At 66.2% G+C, this 18,100-nt stretch carries 10 protein-coding genes, 1 pseudogene and 1 riboswitch; of the genes and pseudogenes, 7 read left to right on the forward strand and 4 right to left on the reverse strand.

Annotation, left to right across the window (positions count from 1 at the left end; genetic code table 11):
* On the forward strand, positions 1-1,986 hold the full coding sequence (locus tag G9V96_RS01670; protein WP_168581478.1) for an alkaline phosphatase: 1,986 nt from the start codon (positions 1-3) through the stop codon (positions 1,984-1,986).
* Between the two features lie 111 nt (positions 1,987-2,097).
* Here G9V96_RS01670 and G9V96_RS01675 read toward each other — a convergent pair whose 3' ends face one another.
* A complete protein-coding gene (locus tag G9V96_RS01675) occupies positions 2,098-2,961 on the reverse strand; it encodes a siderophore-interacting protein (protein ID WP_168581479.1) in 864 nt (287 codons plus the stop codon).
* A 265-nt stretch (positions 2,962-3,226) separates the two neighbouring features.
* On the opposite strand from G9V96_RS01675, the gene G9V96_RS01680 reads away from it, so the two are divergent.
* A complete protein-coding gene (locus G9V96_RS01680; RefSeq protein WP_168581480.1) occupies positions 3,227-4,168 on the forward strand; it encodes a ribokinase in 942 nt (313 codons plus the stop codon).
* 107 nt (positions 4,169-4,275) lie between these two features.
* Entirely contained in the window at positions 4,276-5,937 is a 1,662-nt protein-coding gene (locus G9V96_RS01685; RefSeq protein WP_168581481.1) for an NERD domain-containing protein, read from the forward strand.
* Between the two features lie 168 nt (positions 5,938-6,105).
* Here the strand turns inward: G9V96_RS01685 and G9V96_RS15350 are convergent, their stop codons facing one another.
* Both G9V96_RS15350 and G9V96_RS15355 read right to left on the reverse strand, forming a co-directional pair.
* Complete coding sequence (locus G9V96_RS15350) at positions 6,106-6,642, reverse strand: methyl-accepting chemotaxis protein (RefSeq protein ID WP_226913609.1); 537 nt, start codon at positions 6,640-6,642, stop codon at positions 6,106-6,108.
* Positions 6,631-7,128: pseudogene (locus tag G9V96_RS15355) on the reverse strand (PAS domain-containing protein); the annotation flags it as partial. The pseudogene G9V96_RS15355 and the gene G9V96_RS15350, both read right to left, overlap by 12 nt.
* Before the next feature lie 238 nt (positions 7,129-7,366).
* Here G9V96_RS15355 and G9V96_RS01695 point away from each other — a divergent pair.
* From G9V96_RS01695 to G9V96_RS01710, 4 genes are all read left to right on the forward strand, one after another.
* On the forward strand, positions 7,367-8,131 hold the full coding sequence (locus tag G9V96_RS01695) for a class E sortase (RefSeq protein WP_168581483.1): 765 nt from the start codon (positions 7,367-7,369) through the stop codon (positions 8,129-8,131).
* Positions 8,131-8,301, forward strand: coding sequence for a hypothetical protein (locus tag G9V96_RS01700; RefSeq protein WP_168581484.1), 171 nt, complete (start codon positions 8,131-8,133; stop codon positions 8,299-8,301). The genes G9V96_RS01695 and G9V96_RS01700 overlap by 1 nt, the downstream gene beginning before the upstream one ends.
* Before the next feature lie 131 nt (positions 8,302-8,432).
* The gene (locus tag G9V96_RS01705) at positions 8,433-16,427 is read left to right on the forward strand and encodes an isopeptide-forming domain-containing fimbrial protein (protein WP_168581485.1); all 7,995 of its coding nucleotides are present in this window, start codon (positions 8,433-8,435) and stop codon (positions 16,425-16,427) included.
* A 318-nt stretch (positions 16,428-16,745) separates the two neighbouring features.
* A riboswitch (TPP riboswitch) is annotated at positions 16,746-16,856 on the forward strand.
* 30 nt (positions 16,857-16,886) lie between these two features.
* The gene (locus tag G9V96_RS01710; protein WP_168581486.1) at positions 16,887-17,636 is read left to right on the forward strand and encodes a TenA family protein; all 750 of its coding nucleotides are present in this window, start codon (positions 16,887-16,889) and stop codon (positions 17,634-17,636) included.
* Positions 17,637-17,643: 7 nt separating this feature from the next.
* On the opposite strand, the gene G9V96_RS01715 is transcribed toward G9V96_RS01710, so the two are convergent.
* Positions 17,644-18,021 carry a hypothetical protein gene (locus G9V96_RS01715; protein WP_168581487.1) on the reverse strand — a complete coding sequence of 126 codons (378 nt, stop codon included), beginning with the start codon at positions 18,019-18,021 and terminating at the stop codon, positions 17,644-17,646.
* Positions 18,022-18,100 lie beyond the last annotated feature (79 nt).

The raw sequence follows: 18,100 nt of genomic DNA on the forward strand, positions 1-18,100 counted from the left end.
ATGCCCGAAAGTCATGCTCCTTCCCCCTCCAACGCCCCCACCAGGCGCTCTGTCTTGCGCGGCGGTGGTGCTGCCGCTGGCGCGGTCGTCGTCGGCCTAGCGGCGCCGGAGCAGAGCCGCGCCGCAGGTTCGGCCGCCCACACCGGCCTCACGACCCCAGCTTCAGCTGCCAACCTGCGCACCTTGGACCCGCACACGTTCACCACCCGCAGCAGTATCGGCGTGGCTCGCCACCCTGGTTTGAGCGAAGCGGCTTCTCCTCGGCCTTCGGTGCGGATCCTGCCGATTGATCGAGCCAAGTTCTTGGTGAACGCGCTGTTCGATCTGCGGGTCGAAGCTACCGGAATCGACCCGATGACGGCCCGTATCGAAATCACCGTCGAGAACGAATCTGGGCCGCTGCACCTACTGCGGGGCACGCCGCTGCGGACTAGTTCGGAGCCGGGCAGCTTGGAGGTCACCTACCAGGACGTCTATTACCCTTCGGCCGGGAAGATCACCATCACCGCGACGGTGACGAGCGGGGCCAGCAAGGCTACGGCGAAGGTGCACCACGAAGCCGTCACGACGCACACCCGCGGCAGGGGAGTGAAGAACGTCATCTTCTTCCTCGGCGACGGTATGGGGCAACCCGCGGTCACCGCGGCCCGCATCCTGTCCAAGGGGATGACCGAGGGGAAATACCACAGCCTGCTCGAGATGGATGTCATGGACCACCGCGGTCTGGTGACAACTTCCGGCTACGACTCGATCGCCACCGACTCGGCCAACTCCATGTCTGCGTACATGACCGGGCACAAGAGCTCGGTGAACGCCATGGGCGTCTACGAGGGCAACGCCGCTGATCCTGCCGCGCATCCCCGGGTGGAGACCCTGGCCGAGATCGTCAAGCGCTCGCGGGGTATGGCGGTCGGCATCGTCACCACCGCCGAGATCCAGGACGCCACTCCGGCGGCAGTCTTCGCGCACACGCGCCGACGCTCGGAGTACGCCTCGATCATGGACCAGGCCTTGCAACCCGGTCAGATGCCTGATGTGTACCTCGGTGGGGGACTGGCCGCACTCTTGCCCAAGACCGAGAAGGGCTCGGAGCGGGAGGACAACCGCGACCTGCGCAAGGAGTTCAAAGCCAAGGGCTTCACACATGTGACGACCCGCGCTGAGCTCAAGCGCGCCATGAAGAAGAACCCGGGCAAGCTGCTGGGCACTTTCCACACCGGTCACCTCAACGTGTACCTGGACCGCGAGCACCACAAGAAGGCCGAGGTCCTCAAGGAGTGGAACGATCAGCCCACCCTGATGGAGATGACGCGGTCAGCGTTGTCCATTCTGGAGAAGCGCAAGGAAGGCTTCTTCCTGATGGTCGAGGCTGCCTCGATCGACAAGATGGAACACCCCCTGGATGGGCCGCGGGCCGTCTACGACTGCATCGAGTTGGACAAGTGCGTGGGGATCGCCAAGGAATGGGCAGCCAAGCACGGTGACACGCTCATCGTCGTCACGGCTGACCACAACCATGCAATGAGCATTGTGGGCACCCACGACCGCCGCGGCAAGCCTTCTCCGGACCGCGAAGGTAATGGCGTGTACGGCGACGCGGGATTCCCCACCTATGTGGACAGCGACGGTGACGGCTTCCCGGACAGCCCCGACCCCGATGTGCAGCTCTTCTACGGCTGGTCCAACCACCCGGACCACTCGGATGACTTCCAGCACAACGAGACGTTCGCCCAGCCTGCGCTCGCGGACGCCAGGGGCAGGGCTGTGGACAACCCCAAGCGGGATCCCGGCGCCTTGGTGCAGGTCGGCAACCTGCCTTACAAGCAGAGCAACTGTGTACACACCGTCGAGGACGTCAGCATCGTCGCTTCGGGGCACGGCTCCGAGCGCTTCAACGGAGTCCTGGACAACACTGAGGTCTTCTTCGCCATCGCCCATGCGCTGGGACTGAAAGTTAAGAAGCCCGGGGCCACCCGCCCATCGTGAGCGTCCGCTGAGGTGCGCAGGGTTTCAAACCCGGCTTCGGATTGAGGAGCACACCGACGCGGTCTCGTCCCCACTGCGGGACGAGACCGCGTCGGGCTCTGCGGGGTCAGCTCAGGGACGGGCCCGGCCGAGGCGCCAGAACCCGGAGCTCGTGATCGCGCGACGCGGCACGCCGAGTTCCTTGGTGAGGTACTTCTTCGCGGCTGCCACGGTGGAGCCTTCTGCGCAGATCCAGGCGTAATCGATCCGGCCCAGGGTCAGCTCGCGCAGCGCCGGGAGAAGCGCGCTACCTGGTGCTGAATCGCCGCGGAAACGTACATCGACGCCCGACATCCGCACTTCGTCGTAGATGTGATCGGCACCCGGGACCTCGGCCAGCGTGGTCAGCCGCGGCATCGGGGAGGTGTCCGCGCTGCGCTGAGCGTGCTCATCAAGGATGGAGAGAATCCCGGGCAGGCCCGTCTCGTCTGCCAGCAGAAGGTGGTGCCCGGTCGGGGGCGCCGATGCGTACAGGGCTGTCTGTACGCGCAGGCCCACGTGGTCACCGGGAGCCACCGAGTTGATCCACTGCGCCCCCGGTCCGTCGTGGCCGCGGGAGATGATGTCGAGATCGAGTCGCCCCTCATCTGGCCGGTGTGCCCGGATCGTGTACCAACGTAACTCCGGCCGCACGTGCTCGGGGATCCGACCCAGCGCCGACCGCGGGTTGAATACGTTCTCCGGCAAGACCAGCTCTATTCCAGGTCGCGGCATGAAAACCCCGACGTACTCATCGGGTCCCATCCGCTCCAGGGTGTGTAGCTCCGGTGCCTGCAACACAACTCGGCGAAATGCGGGGGAGAGGTCGACGACGTCCACTACCTGTGTCGGGAACTGCGGGTAGTGCTCACGCTGGGGTGGCAGGGCCATAGCCCTGGATGCCACCGCTGTGTAGGAGGCGACGATTCCGCGTTCCACTTTGCCGTACCGCGTCATAAGCAGGCTCCCCCGGTCCATGGTCCGTACTTAGGCGAGCCTAACCGGGAGTGCGGGTGGGTGTCTGCCCCCGGTGGGCACATCGGGTCCAGACCGCGTCGTCGCAGGTTCGAGGCGTCCCCGCTTTGACGGTTGTGCGCCTCCGAACTCACCGCTGAAACGATGATGAGAACGTAACGATGGTTGACAGCATGGGAGAGCTGTTGTCAGCGATCTACGTGCGGGCCAGAACTGCGACCGGTGAGAACCTCGGGGAGTTGGAAATATGAACGAACACAACACCAATGCTGCGACTCAGGCAGCTCATCGGGCTGGCCGGGTCGTGGTGCTGGGTTCTTTGAACGTCGACCTGTTCGCGCGGGTGCAGCGACATCCGTTGCCCGGTGAGACAGTGCTGGGCCAGGGCGGTGAGACCCGCTCAGGTGGCAAAGGCGCTAATCAGGCGGTGGCGGCGGCCCTGGCCGGGGCGAACGTGACGATGATCGGCTGTGTCGGTTCGGACGCCAACGCCCAGGTCGCGCTGGCGGGGCTGCGTCGCGCAGGGGTCGATGTCAGCGGCGTGCGCGTCGTCGAGGGACCGACCGGAATCGCCCTCATCACGGTCTCCGCGGACGGCGAGAACTCGATCATCGTCATCCCGGGCGCCAACGCGGCGCTGAACGAAATCGAGGTGTCTGCCCTGGCCGACTTGGGCACTGGGGATGTGTGCGTCTTGCAAGGAGAGGTACCCGTCGAGATTGCGGCGCAGGCGGCACAGGCCGCCCACGGGCGCGGCGCGCGCATCGTCATCAACCTCGCCCCGGTCGTGGACTACCCGGCGGAGGTGCTGCGCTGCGCGGACCCGCTCATCGTCAACGAGCACGAGGGGCTAGGGGCGCTGGAATTGCTCGGCGGGTCCGGTACCGACGCGGGCGACCCGCGCGCGCTCATGGTGGCGCTGCTAGCGGCGGGGGTGCCCACGGTGGCGATGACCCTGGGCGGTGACGGGGCGCTCATCGGCGCTGGTGACTCCATCGACGCAGTGCCGGCAGACGCCGTACCGGTGGTCGACACCACCGGCGCGGGCGACGCCTTCGCCGGTGCGCTCGCGCAAGGTCTGGCCGCCGGGTCCACCTTGCTCCAGTCGGCTCATCGCGCAAACGATTTCGCGGCGCACGCGGTCCAGCACGCCGGAGCGCAGGACTCCTACCCAGATTGGAGGGCCTGAGCACCGACCTGGAGCCGAGGACCCCAACTGCTTGTATCGGGCGTCGTGCTCGAGGGTTGTCGGCGTCGGGACTGCTCTGATGGACCCGATCCGTGTGACGCTGGAGTATGGGCGCACGCGCAGTACCGGCGGATCCTCAGCACAACACGCACTCGGAGCAGCAGGTGTGGGAGCGGCTGGTAGCCGACCTGCCGCCGGAGGCCGTCGTGCTGTCCAGCCTGCGACTGACCGATGAGAACAAGGATCACGAGGCGGACCTCGTGCTGCTGCTGCCCGAGGTGGGGGTCGTCGTCGTCGAGGTCAAAGGGGGCAGTTGCTCCCTTGATCCCACCGGCCAGTGGTGGAGCACCTCTGGGCACGGCAAGCGTCGGATCCATCCGGTCGATCAGGCTCGGCGAACCCGGTATGCGATTCGGGACTACGTCGAGTCCGACCCGCGCTGGCGTGACTCCTCACGCAGCCGGATCCGGTGGGCGCACGCCGTTGTCATGCCATACACCGATATCGCTGGGGACTTCGCCACCCCGGATTGCCCCCGCTGGCTGATCCACGGGCGAAGTGACCAGGCGGACCTGGCGACGCGGCTGAGGCAGATCCCAGAACGCGAGCGGGATCACCGGGCGCCCAGCCACGACGATGTCGAGTTGATGCTGCAGATCCTGCACGGCCGGAGGTTGCCGACCGAGGACGTCGTCGCCGTGGCCGATGAGCGGGCCTCCCGGGCGGACCGACTCACCCTGGAACAGGCGACCCTGCTCGGGGTGACCCGGTTGTTGAACCGCGTCGAGGTGCGTGGGGGAGCCGGCAGTGGCAAGACCGTGTTGGCGTTGGCTCAAGCGAAGGACTTGACCCGTGGTCGCCACGACCGGCCGCCACAGCGAGTGGCGCTGCTGTGTTATTCGATCGGGCTGGCCGAGTACTTCCGGCGCGAGCTGCGTGGTCTGAGCCGCAAGAAGAGGCCAGCGTTCGTCGGCACCTTCGAGGAGTTGGGTCGCTCGTGGGGCGCGCCGGGCGGCACCCGCCAGGACAGTGACTTCTGGGAGCATCGCCTCCCGGCGCAGATGGCGAGCCTGGCGGCCGAACTGCCGGTGCAGGACCGGTTCGACGCGATCATCGTCGATGAGGCGCAAGACTTCGCCGACGGCTGGTGGATGCCGTTGCTGGCCGCACTGCGGGATGAGGAGACCGGGGGATTGTTCGTCTACACCGACGAGAATCAGCGCGTCTTCGCCCGTTTCGGACGGCCCCCGGTACCGCTGGTGCCGTTGGTGCTGGATCACAACCTGCGCAACACCCGCCAGATCGCCGACGTGTTCGCCCCGCTGACCCCGATGAAGATGCGTCCGATGGGCGGTGATGGTCCGGCAGTCCGGCTCGTTTCCTGCCAGGCCGAAGAGGCGGTAGAACGCGCCGACGAGATCGTCGAGGAGCTGCTCGAACGCGGGTGGCGCCCTCAGGACGTCGCCCTCATCACGACCGGTTCACGGCATCCCGTGCAGGTGGAGCGCTTCGATGAGAGCGACCCGCAAGAGTATTGGCGGGCGTTCTGGGAAGACGATGACGTCTTCTACGGGCATGTGCTCGGCTGCAAAGGGTTGGAGCGTCGCGTCGTCGTGCTGTGCGTCAACGACGCGCAAGCCAAAGAACGGGCCAAGGAAAAGCTGTACGTCGGGCTGTCCCGCGCCACCGATGAGTTGGCCGTCGTCGGCGACCCTGCTGTCATCGAGGCGGCCGCAGGGGACGCGGTCGCCAGCCGGTTGCAGCGTTGAAGCCCTCCAACGACAGCATTCGCCGAGGCGAGGGCGAACGACCCTGGTGCTTGCTGAGCGACGAAACGCAGTCGCCGCTCGGTCTTGAGCGAGCCCTCGATGTCCGGGTCCGATCTTCCGCTCAGGCCGGGACCCGTTCACCAGTCGCGCTCGCGTTCAGCGTCAGCTTCAGTGACGCGAACTCTCGGCGACCATGCGCTGCTGCTCGACGACGTCACTGATGGACTGCTGGTAGCGGTCCAGGTCACCCATGATCTCGCTGATCTCTTGAATGCCGGAGATTGCGCTCTGGGCGTCCTGGCGGATCGTTTCCACCTGGGCAGCGATGTCGCTGGTGGCGTCGGAGGTTTCGGTTGCGAGTTCCTTGACCTCTCCGGCGACGACCGCGAATCCCTTACCGGAATCGCCTGCGCGGGCGGCTTCGATGGTGGCGTTCAGGGCCAGCAGGTTCGTCTGCTGCGCGATCTTGGTGATGAGCTCGACGACCTGACCGATCTTGTTGCTGGAGTCGTCGAGTTTGCGCATCCGTTCCGCAGAACTAGTGACTGCTGCGATCGCTCGGTGTGAGGCAGCCGCCATCTCATTGCTCACCGCAGCAAGGGAAGCGGAGGAATCACGCAGCCGCTCGGCGGTGTCTTCGGCGCTAGTCACCAAAAGCTTGGTGCGGTGGATATCGTGCAAAGCCCCAGCTACTCGAAGCGGCATGCCCTTGCTGTCGCGCAACGTGGCCCCGCTGGCCCGGAACCATTTGTAGTCGCCGTTCTTCAACTGCAGGCGGTACTCCAGGTCGTAGGGAGTCCTACCTGAATAGTCGTTGAGGTGATTTGCGAACGCGGTCAGGGTGCGTTCGGAATCTTCCGGGTGCAGGCGGGATGCCCAACTGTCCAGAACGTTGGGGAAGTCCCGCTCATCGGTGAAGCCGATCATGTGCCGGAATTCTTGGCTCCACCAGAATTCGTTGTTCGGGTTGACCGGGTCGCCGGCCTCGACGCTCATGTCCCACAGTCCGATGTCCGAGGCTTTCACCATGAGGTCGAACCGCTGGGTGATGAACACCTGCTCCGCTTGGGCTGCAGCCACTTGCGCTTCGAGCTCAGCGATCCGGGCGTCCCGCCCGTCGTCGATTGGCGCCGTAGAAACGGATCCCAGCACCGGTGCGGCCTCCGGTGCAGTACGGCGGAACAGGGCCATTGTCGATCTCCTCAGACGGGTGGGATGTCTGTTTCTTCATCGGCGGCGAATGCCGCGGGCTGAGTGGAGTCGGAGCGCAGCAATCGGAACGCTTCTCACCCTCTCTGACTAGACTCGGCATGCCGCGCAGGTGGCGTCCTCAAGACGTCGCGCTCATCACCACCGGCTCGCGCACCCCGTAAAGGTGGAGCGCTTCGAGGAGAGCAACCTGCGAAAGGAACCGGACGGGGAGGTGCGCATGGGCTCACGTCTGTTCTGGCGCGTCATCAGCGTTATCGGGGAACTTCTGCTCACCGCTGGCGTGATCGTCCTCGGCTTCGCGGCGTGGTTCGTGTGGGGCACCGACGCTGCCGCAGCACCCGAGCACGATAAATCCGTCGCGCGCCTGCACTCCAGGTTCGAAACGCCAGCGCTGCCCCACAAGCAGCTGCCGGTCCCTGAGTCTGGCCGTGAGTTCGCCGTCATCACGGTGCCTCGCTTCGAGGAAAAACCGGTGCCGGTTGTCGAGGGCACCGACCTTTCCGTATTGAAGCGGGGGATCGGCCATGTCCCAGATTCGGCTCTGCCGGGTGAGGTCGGTAACTTCGCGACCGCGGGGCATCGGGTGACCTACGGTCGCCCCTACCGGCATATCGACCGACTCCAGCCGGGGGACCCAATCATTGTGGAGACGGCTCCCGGCTGGTCGGTGTACCGGTTTGTCCGGCACCAGATTGTGGAACCTGGCGCCACGCAGGTGCTCGCTCCCGTCCCCGACCAGCCAGGCGCTCAACCCACTCAGGCGTGGATGACGCTCGTGGCTTGCCATCCGCCCTTCAGCGCCCGCTTGCGGTATGTCGGGTACGCCCTGCTGGAGCGGCAGGTACCGCGCTCGCAAGGTCCCCCGGCGGAACTGTCGGCCGACGCACCCCGTGCGGCTGCAGGCGCTCGGGCCGGTACGTCCGGCCCGGTTGGCGCCTACGCTGCCGCCGATCGCGCAGTGCGAAGGGAGGGTGGTCACTAATGTATGCGGCCCTGTGGCGTCTGTTGCCCGGCCCGTGGTGGGTTCGACTACTGCTGGCGATCCTGTTGTGCGCGCTCGTGGTCTGGACCTGCCTGACCTGGCTTTTTCCTTGGTGGGCTGAGCTGCTCGCTGGCCTGGACGAACCGGTGGTCAGTGGCGCAAACCGTTGACGGGTAAGGGTTTTCACCCGAATCGAGACGTTCTTTTGCTCACGCTGTGAAATCGGCCGCCGATAAGGACGCGGTCAGTATCGATAGCAACGGGCAGGAGCGGACCCGTGTCCCGATGGTGCCGTCCCGTAATGATGATCCGCGCGAGCCTGGTCTTCCTTCTGGTGGCCACCGGGGCGTTGGTCCCCATTGAGCCGCTTCTGGGCTCTCTGGCGCCCCGAGTTGCAGCCGCGGCCGAACCCTCGCCTGCGCCCATTCCAGGTGCCACCCTTACGTTCTCCCCGCCGCACCAGGGCGCAGACCTCCTGCTCGGTCGTCCCGAGACGGTGCGTTTCGTCGCCAAGAACGACTCGAATACACCGCAGTACAACGCGACCTTCCGGATCGTTCTGCCGTCCACAGCCAAAGACGTGACCGCGACGCTACGCGGGTCCACCGAATCCTGGGCGTCGAGGAATCCGCTCGGTGCAGCCACGTACACCTACGCGCAGGGCACCAACACGGTCTACATCTGGGAGAACGCATCCGACCTGCTCGCCGGTGTCGCGACGGTCCTGGACGTTCAGGCCACCTTCACCGAGACCGGCCCCGTGGACGTTCCGGGTGTGGTCTACGTCAACACCTCACCCAACTACGTTCCGGACTTCTACACCGAAGACGAAGCAGCGACGGCCAACGCTGCAACGCCCAAACCGGACCCTGTCATCAAGGCAGGCGACCTCAAACCCGGGACGCCCGTCGATGGCGTCACCGCCTCGACCTCCGCGACCGGAGCGATGAGCACCACGGGCAGCCTCAACATCGTTCCGTTCCTCATCGAGAAGGACATCGACGCCCCCGAGCACGAGGTCGTACGTGGCATCCACGACAACCGGTACCCCACGAGCGTGACCATCACCAATAACGGCATCGGCCGATCCACCTTGGGGCAGGTCGTCGACTACATCCCTGCCGAGCTGGAATACCTGGGCTGCGGGGACGTCGACAACACCACGAATCAGACACCCGAGTATGAGGGGTCCGGGACTCTGGTGGGGACAGCGCTGTCCGGGTGTACCCCTGCTGACCGGGTTGAGACGGTGGAGATCTCGCAGGCAGAAGCGACGGCTTCACTGCCTGCCGGTGTCTACACCAAGCTGACGTGGAATGACGTCGGAGAACTGGCCGCGAACGCGAAGAAAACCTACTCCTATCTGGTGGGGGCGCCGCAGCGGGCCAACGCCATGTGGCCCGGTAATGCCCCTGCAACAGGTGGTACGCAAGCGGCGAACCTGGACAACAACACGGGCGCCGTGACCGCCGAGCCGGCGGGGGAGCGCAGCGCCATCGGCGCAGCGCTGGTCACCGGTAGCTACCTCGGTCGCTCAAGCACGGCCCGCGATACCGAGACCGTGACCATCGAGGACCTGGCCGTCCAGAAGAGCACCAACGCCGAGACGATCAAGGTCGGCGGGACATCCACGTGGACCATCAACGCTCAGATCAGTGAGTACGCCACGAGCTGGGACGGCGTGCAGATCACCGACGTCCTTCCCGACGGGTTGTGCCCGCAAGGAGTGATCCTCAGCGGCACGTCTCCGGGTGAGCCGTGCCCAGACAACGAAGCGCCGCCGGTTTCAGACCCGGCGGTCGCCGCCCCGACGGGGTCCTACAACACCGACGACGGAACGATCACGCTGACCTGGTCTCCGGGTATTGCCGCGGGTACTGCCAGCGGCCCTGGGTTGCAGGGCAAACGCGCCACGTTGAGCTTCACCACCAAGACGATGGAGAACTACCGCGTCGCCGACAACGGGCGCGTGCTCGCCAACGACTCCTGGAGCAACACCGTCACGACAACCGGGGAGCTGACGGATCGGGATACGAGCGTCGGCAGTCGCCGACTGGGGGATCAGAGCAGCGCGGTGCAGCATGCCGGGGCAGTCGAATTCGCTAAGCAGGTCGCCGCTCCGGCCGACAACGGGTCCTGCGACCCGGCCGGGATCGCCCTGCGGGCATGGAGGTCCGACGCGTCGCCCTCGTTGCCGTTCGGCCCCGGCGACAAGGTGTGTTGGCGCATCACCCTCACCCTGCCCGAAACGCTGAGTACCGCCTCCGTTCGGATCACCGACACCCTGCCGCAGGGCCACGTCTGGACAGACAAGTGGGTGCAGGGAGCCGGCACTCGACCAGGTGGCGAAGCCTGGACGCCGAGCAGCCCCGATGGAACGCAACGATCGATCACCGTCGAGCCCCGTTACGAGATCCCGCAGAACGATCCGCTGGTCATCTACCTGGAGAGCCAGATCATCGACCCCAAGGGCGCCCAACCGGAGGATCTGACCGACAACCTCGCAAAGCTCAGCTACCAGGACACCAGCGGTGCGACCTACCAGGGTCGTGCCAGTGTCGGCGTGAAGTGGAACGAGCCAGCCCTGTCGATGTCGAAGTCGGCGCGAAACGTGACGAAGAACGCTGACGTCGCCGACGCGGCCAACAGCGCCGGGGACAGCATCGAGTACACCGTCACCGTCAAAAACGACGGCAACCTCGACGCCAAGCAGGTCGTCGTCTGGGATCGCTACCCCGCCCGAATGAGCTGTCCCGAGGCCATGACCAGCACCCTGAACGGTGTCCAGACCTCTTTGGAAACGAGCTGCGAGGGCGGCTTCGCCAAGGTCACCATCGCCGACATACCCGCTAACAAACAGGTGCTCCTGACCTACCAGCTAGCGGTCCCACAGGACCCGGCACCCGGTGAGACCTACACCAACACCGCCTACGTCACCCAGTTCCAGACAGACACCAACCAGAGCGGCAAACCGTTCATCTTCGTCCCCGAGCGCGGACCTGACCCGTCGCTGACGAGCAACACGGAGCCCCTGCAGGGTCGGGCCGAGCTCGCCGTCACCGTGTCGCCGGCAACCATGGACAAGACGCACACGACGGCGGTGACCGAATCGGGTAACACCCAGGCTCAGGCCACGATCGGTGAGCGCATCGACTACAAGGTCACCGTGACGGTGCCCGCCAAGACCACCTTGCCGACCGGCACGGTCATCCGGGATGTTCTTGCCCCCGGCTTGGTGCTCTTGACCGATCCCGCGCCGGCGATGACGAGTCCCACCTTCACCGGCCTGGCCGCGCCGGAAGCCTCGACCGCCGATAACGGCTCGGTCACGTGGACGACCACCAGTCCGATGAGCAATCCCGATGATGCCGCACGCTCACTCGTGCTGACCTACTCCGCGCGGGTCGCGAACAACTCCGATGCCGTGCACGGGGTCGCCCTGCAGAACACGGCGAACCTGGACTACCGCTCACCGGGGCCGAATCCGCAAGCGATCCACCTACAGGCCTCCACGCAGACCCCCGTCGTCGAACCCGACATCGACCTCAACATGCAGATGGGTTCCACGCTCACCGCAGGTGGGACGGTCCCGTTGACCATCACCGCCACCAATATGGACGGTTCGTCGACGGCTCACGGGACCGTTGTGCGGGTGCAGGTTCCCGACGTGCTGCGATGCCCCGCCAGCGTGCCACCGATGGGAGAGGCCGAGGGAGCGTGCACCGAAACCGACGGTCGCTCGAGGATCATCGAATGGACGATCCCGACGCTCGCACCCGGCTCAAGCGTGCAGGCAACCGTCGAGCTGGGTGTGCCCGACCCTCTTGTCGTCGGTGCCAGCTACACGGTGACGACCACCGTGGAGACGAGCAGCTTGGCCGATACACTTGCGGGTGAACGCACCCCCAGCGCCTTGGTCAACACGGACCGGTACATCGAATCGGAGAGCCGCGTTGCAGGTCGCCCCTGGCCGAGTATCGCTAAGACCTCGGTGCCGACTGCGACCATCGGTGAGCTCGTGGACTACACCATCACCGCGCGCGTGCCGGCCCACGCCACCCTGCACGACCTGACAGTGCTGGACGAGATGCCTACCGGTTTGAGCATCGAAAACACCGACACCCGTTCGTGCGCCGGTAGCAGCGGCGCCGGAACGGTGTCCGTCAGCGAGGACAAGAAGCGGCTCGTGTGGTGGCTGGACGAAGCGGCCGCTACCCGAACGAATATGAATGTCCCGTACGAGTGCACCATGACGGTCCAGGCAAGGGTTGAGAACACCCAGGACACCAAACACGGGTACACCCTGAAGAACTGGGCGTACGTGGTCGGTTCCACCACGGACCGGCTCGATGCCGCGCCGCCCATCCCCGTCGACGGCGGTACTCGCGCCGCCGCCCAGGGCTACGCCGTGTGGGAGGACGTGGATGCCAACCTCGGGCTGCGTGAACCCCGGCTGGCCATCAGCAAGAGTCACCAGGGCGGTAGCAACCTGCGCGTCAGCGCGGGCAACACCATCGACTACACCGTCACGGTGACCAACCAAAACTCGCCAGCCGCCTCCGTCGCCCACGACGTCAAGGTCGTCGACACCCTCCCGCTGGTGCTGCGTCCAGAGCTTGATGAGCAGGGCCGCGCCAAAGGGAAGATCGGCGGCCAGGATGTGACGGGTGTCTGGGATGAGCAAGCGCGCACCGTGACGTGGACGGTGCCCCAGATCGCCTCACAGGGCAACCTCACCATCACCTATCCGGCGACGGTCCTCACCGGAATCGACCCCAACCAACCGTTGCGGAACTCCGTTGTTGCTACCGCCAGTTCGTTGCCGGGGGCGAGTAGCTCCGAGCGGAGCACCTACCGAGCAGCGACGAGCGATTCCGTCGGCCCGCAGGTGATCACCGTGACGAAAGCCCGCGCTTACGATCAGCTCGCCCCCGGTGGTGTGCAGACCTACACCGTGACGGCAACGATCCCGTCCGGGGTGCGCGTCTATGACCTGACGATCACCGACACACCTTCGCCGTATCTGAGTTACGAGGAGACGACCGGATCGGCCTGTACCTACGTGAACTTCGACGGCGGCACCGGCGCCTGCGACCTAGCGCCCCAGGTCAGCCCGACCAAGGACGCGGACGAGTTGCACTGGTTCGTCGGCGATATTGACGCCGTGCCTCAGGCACGGACCATCTCCATCACCTACACAGCACGGGTGACCTCGGCCGCGGCAGCCTCGAGCGCGACGTCGAACATCGTCAGCGCCGGCTGGAACGGCACCGACGTGATCCGCGCCAACCCCGCCCCGGACACGGACTGGACCACGACGTACGGCTCCGAACCAGCGCGCGCCGACTTCACCGTGTCGGTTCCGTTCATTGCCGTCGCCAAGAGCGTCGCCGACGGGCAGACGGAGGTCCAGCATCGGCATGCGTCACCGGATGAACTGCTGCGCTACACCCTCACGGTCAAGAACACCGGAACAGCCACGGCGCACGACGTCATGGTGTTCGATGACCGAACCGAAGGGCTCACCTTCGTCAAGGACTGCGACCGGCGGTTACCGCCACGGGTCAAACTCGGCGCGGAGACAACGACGCCGGGCTCGGGATTGACGCGCCAGTTCTTCACGATCGACGCACTGCAGCGGGATGAGGAACTCTCGTTCTCATACTGCGTCAGGATCCCCGCTGATGCGGAACAGATCGTGGATCGCGGAGGCTACGACTTCGTCAACTTCGTCGACGCCACGTACGCCTCCCAGCCGAAAGGGACACCGCAACGAGCTCTGTACGACGATGTCGCCCCAGCAGGCACAGGCGTCGAAATCGACCTACCCGGTGGCCTCTCGGGCATGGTGTGGCTCGACCGGAACACCGATGGGAAGGCCGACGCCGATGAGGCACGTGTCCCTGATGCCACGGTGCGCATCACCGGGCCGCAGGGCTTCGACAAAAAGGTCATCACCGAAGCCAACGGTGTGTGGAGCTGGAAGGGCCACCTGCCGACGGGGGAGTACCAAGTAGTTCTCGCCAACGGCCCCCTCGCCGGCACAAGGATCGATTCCTTCCGGCACGACAGGCTGCCGGACGGCGCGGCGATGACCTTCACCGAGAGCGAGGGCAAGCGCGTCGACGGTCTGGACATCGGGCTCGTCGGAACACTTTCCCTCGGTGACCGCGTGTGGTGGGACGCGAACCGCGACGGCGTTCAGGACTCGGGAGAAGCCGGCATCGTCGGCGCTGCTGTGACCGCCGTCTGGGCGGGGTTCGACAATGTGTTCGGCACCGCCACCGAGCCGGGTGACGACCAGAGGTGGACCGTGGCTACCACCACCGACGGCGCCTACCTCATCGACCACCTGCCCGCGGGCCGCTATCGGCTCACCACGGCAACAACGGACGCTACCGGCGCCTCAGCCTGGGACGTACCCACCTGGGACGTGGACTCAGGACCGTACTCGGGCTCCGCCAGCTCAGGCAGTGCCCTCCAGCGGGCTCGCGTCGAACTGAGCCTGAGCCAATCGGAGACCGGCGTGGGAACGGTGACTACTACCGCTGAAGGCCCGGACGCGGACGGTATCGCGGCCACCGAGGTCGATTTCGGCTTCGTCAAGGCCGACCTGCAAATCGGGGATCTCGTCTGGCTCGACTACGACAGGGACGGCGAGCGCGATGTCTCCGCGAGCGGCCCGAGCGAACCGGGGGTCGCCGGCGTGCTGGTGCGAGCCACCTGGGCCGGACCTGACGGCGTGTTCGGATCGCAGGAAGACCCAGGTGACGATCACACCTTCACCACGACAACCGATGGACAGGGCGGTTACACGCTCACCGGTCTGCCACCGGGGGAGTACACCGTGTCGATCGCTCCGCAGGGCCAGGACGCCTCATCGCTGACTCCATCCTGGGATCTGGACGGTGTGGACTTCAGCGCCACCAATCTCACGCTGGCTCCGACCGACGCCGACGGTCGGCTCGTCCCGCAGGGAGTTGTCACGGTGCGTACTGGGAACCCGCAGAAACCCGCGGCCAGCGAACACCCGAATGACGCCGTAGATTTCGCCCTGATCGGAACGGCCCAGAGCGTGACCGGAGTGATCTTCCTGGATCGCGATGGTGACGGGTCGCAGGGCCCCGGCGAAAGCGGCATGCCGGGCATCAGGGTGAACGTGTGCTTCGCAAACGGGCGCTGCGAGGTGGTCACGACTGGCGCGGACGGCACCTGGAGTGTCGTCGACCCGCCCGCGGGTCCGGTGACCGCCACCGTGACCTCGTCCTTGCCGGCAGGTGCCAACACCACCTCCCAGTCCGGGAACACTCCGGTAGGCGGGCGCACTGAGCTACCTGCCGGCGTCACGTTCAGCGACGTTGCCGCTTTCGGTGACACCGTCTGGCGCGATGACAACCGCGACTACGTTCTCGACCCGGCAGAGCCGCCAGCCCCGAACGTTCTGGTGAGGGCGACGTGGGCAGGATTCGACGGTCTTCTCGACGGGGAGACTCTGCCCGGAGGTCGCAAGGCGGTCTCCGGCGATGACATCACCTTCACGACGCGCACCGGAGCGGATGGGCGATACCTCTTCGGGGATATGCCCTACGGCCGCTACCTGGTCCGCATCTCACAGGTACCGGCGGGTTGGACTCCGCAACAGGACCGTGACGGTGCCGATCCGGCCGAAACCCTTCTCACCCTTGCCCAGGGGCAAGAGGATCTGGACGTCGATTTCGCGCTCAGGCAGCTGCCGGCACCACCGCGACCCACGCCGCCCACCACGGTCAGCCCGACCGGAGAGCCAAATGACCCGACGGCCAACCCGACTGGCGGCCCGACTGGTGATCCAACTGGCGCCCCGACCGGCGACCCGACCGGTGACCCGACGGTCAATCCGACCGGCGACCCGACCGGCGACCCGACCGGCGACCCGACCGGCGACCCGACCGGGGATCCGACGGCCGCTCCATCCGTCTCGCCCACCCGCGCACCTGTGAAACCCGGACCGTCGAGCACGGCCGGTTCGGGAGGTACGAACGCGAAGGTCCACCCCAAAAAACCCACCAACGCTCGCAACACCCACCGGCCATCGTCCAAGGACACCTCGGGTGTTTCGCCTGAAACAGGCGCCAGCCGGGGGCGGACCGGGTCCACTGACTACCCGGGCGACGGCAAGGACGGGTCCGGGACGCTGCCCTTCACCGGGGCTGCCATCTGGACGTTGACCGGCACTGGGGTGATGCTGCTCCTGCTCGGGGCAGCTCTGCTCACGCTCGTACGCCGTCGCCGGGATTCTTGGACGCTGAAGGGGTGAGGGACGCACTGCCGCAGGAAGGGTTCTGCGTGGTACTCCAGGCCTGCCTGTTGCGGGCTGGCTGCGCAGGGGTCGCGCACGAGCGTCGGCCGTGAACGCTGCTGCGACGCAGGCCACGTCGGCCGCCCAGGCCCGCGCCTGAGCGGTTGGCGCAGCGCACGCGACGGCTTACTGGGGCGTGGCGGCACGTTGGGCAGACAAACCCGCTGTCGACTATCGGGGCGGGCGCCGATCGGCTCCTCCTCGGCTATCGCAGGAAAGGAGCTCGCCTGACTGGACCACGAGTCTTGGCAAGCGCCGGGCGCCTCACTAGGCTCAAGGCGCCGCGCGGGGCGTCCTGGGCACCAGGACTGAGATGGGCAGACCGGCCCGGACCCGTGGAACCTGATCTCGATCACGCGAGCGGAGGGAACGCGGCAGCTCACCCCTGGTGGGCTCCCACGCGCTCGGGAGGACTTGATGACCACTCTCGACCACAATCTCGACACCCAAACGAATGTCCCCGCAGGTGAGGGCTTCACCGCTGCCCTGCGACGGGACCACGATCGTCTCTTCGAGGCGTTCTGGGCGCACCCGTTCCTGGCGGGGCTGCGCGATGGCTCTCTGAGCAGGGAAGCCACCCTGTTCTATGTCGGGCAGGACCACCAGTACCTGTCGGCGTATCTGCGTTGCTATGGGCTGGGGATGGCGGCCTCGCCCGACCGGGCCTGGATGGAGCACTTCGTCGACTCGTCGCTGTTCCTGCTCAATGACGAAACCCACCCGCACCACGTCATGTGCCGCGCGTTCGGGGTGGATTACGAGCAGGTGCAGCACGCTCGGCTGGCGCCTTCATCACAGGCCTACATCGACCACATGATGGTCAGCGGCCACGACAGCCTGGGTGTGTTGTCGTTCGCGTTGCTGCCGTGCCCGTGGACCTACATCTGGGCGGGGGAGCGCTACCTGCAACAGGTCGATCCGGCCACGGCTGAGAACAACCCGTTCCACGAGTGGTGGACGTTCTACGGTTCGCCCGACTCGCAACAGCTGCTTTCGGACCTCCTGGAGCGCTGCGATCAGCTCGCCGCGCAGGCAGGGCCGGCCGAACGCGCCCGGATGGCGCGCGCGTTCGAACTGAGCTGCTACCACGAGATCCGGTTCTGGCAGATGGCGTTCACCCAGGAGTCCTGGGACGACGTCCCGAACGAGGTGCTGGGGTCCGACTGAGAGCAGCTCACGCTTCGGCCCCGCCTCGCGTCCACAGCGCGGGCGTGGTCGTGGTGATCGGCACGAGACCGGCGCGCGCCAGGATGGGTTGGGACAGGTGCGTGCAGTCAGCGCGTAGGTAGGACCTGCCGCGCGCCGCCGCCGACCTGGCTCGGGCGGCGGTGAGCGCGCGGTACAGCCCGAGCCCGCGGTGGGCCGTGTCGCAGGCGCCGCCCCACAGACCAGCGAAGTCGGTGCCGTCGACGAAGTCGATTCGCCCGGAGCGCACGATCCGCCCGGCGGGTCCGCGTATGAACCAGATCTGGAGCGAACCAGGTGCGGTGCGCACCCGGTCGATGAGTTCCCCGGCGCGCTGGGCAGATCGCTCAGCGCTGTCGCCGAACACGGTGGCGGCCAGGGCTTCGGCTTCGATGATGTCGTCGTCTGGTGCTGCGTTGATGAGGACAGGAACTCTAGCTTTACCT

Source organism: Gephyromycinifex aptenodytis (assembly GCF_012277275.1).
Taxonomy (GTDB): Bacteria; Actinomycetota; Actinomycetes; order Actinomycetales; family Dermatophilaceae; genus Gephyromycinifex; species Gephyromycinifex aptenodytis.

Bases quoted from the DNA above. Each gene is read 5' to 3' on its own strand.
- G9V96_RS01670 (WP_168581478.1), top strand. From the start codon at position 1: ATGCCCGAAAGTCATGCTCCTTCCCCCTCCAACGCCCCCACCAGGCGC.
- G9V96_RS01675 (WP_168581479.1), bottom strand. From the start codon at position 2,961: ATGACGCGGTACGGCAAAGTGGAACGCGGAATCGTCGCCTCCTACACA.
- G9V96_RS01685 (WP_168581481.1), top strand. From the start codon at position 4,276: ATGGGCGCACGCGCAGTACCGGCGGATCCTCAGCACAACACGCACTCG.
- G9V96_RS01680 (WP_168581480.1), top strand. From the start codon at position 3,227: ATGAACGAACACAACACCAATGCTGCGACTCAGGCAGCTCATCGGGCT.
- G9V96_RS15350 (WP_226913609.1), bottom strand. From the start codon at position 6,642: ATGCCGCTTCGAGTAGCTGGGGCTTTGCACGATATCCACCGCACCAAG.
- G9V96_RS01710 (WP_168581486.1), top strand. From the start codon at position 16,887: ATGACCACTCTCGACCACAATCTCGACACCCAAACGAATGTCCCCGCA.
- G9V96_RS01700 (WP_168581484.1), top strand. From the start codon at position 8,131: ATGTATGCGGCCCTGTGGCGTCTGTTGCCCGGCCCGTGGTGGGTTCGA.
- G9V96_RS01695 (WP_168581483.1), top strand. From the start codon at position 7,367: ATGGGCTCACGTCTGTTCTGGCGCGTCATCAGCGTTATCGGGGAACTT.
- G9V96_RS01705 (WP_168581485.1), top strand. From the start codon at position 8,433: ATGATGATCCGCGCGAGCCTGGTCTTCCTTCTGGTGGCCACCGGGGCG.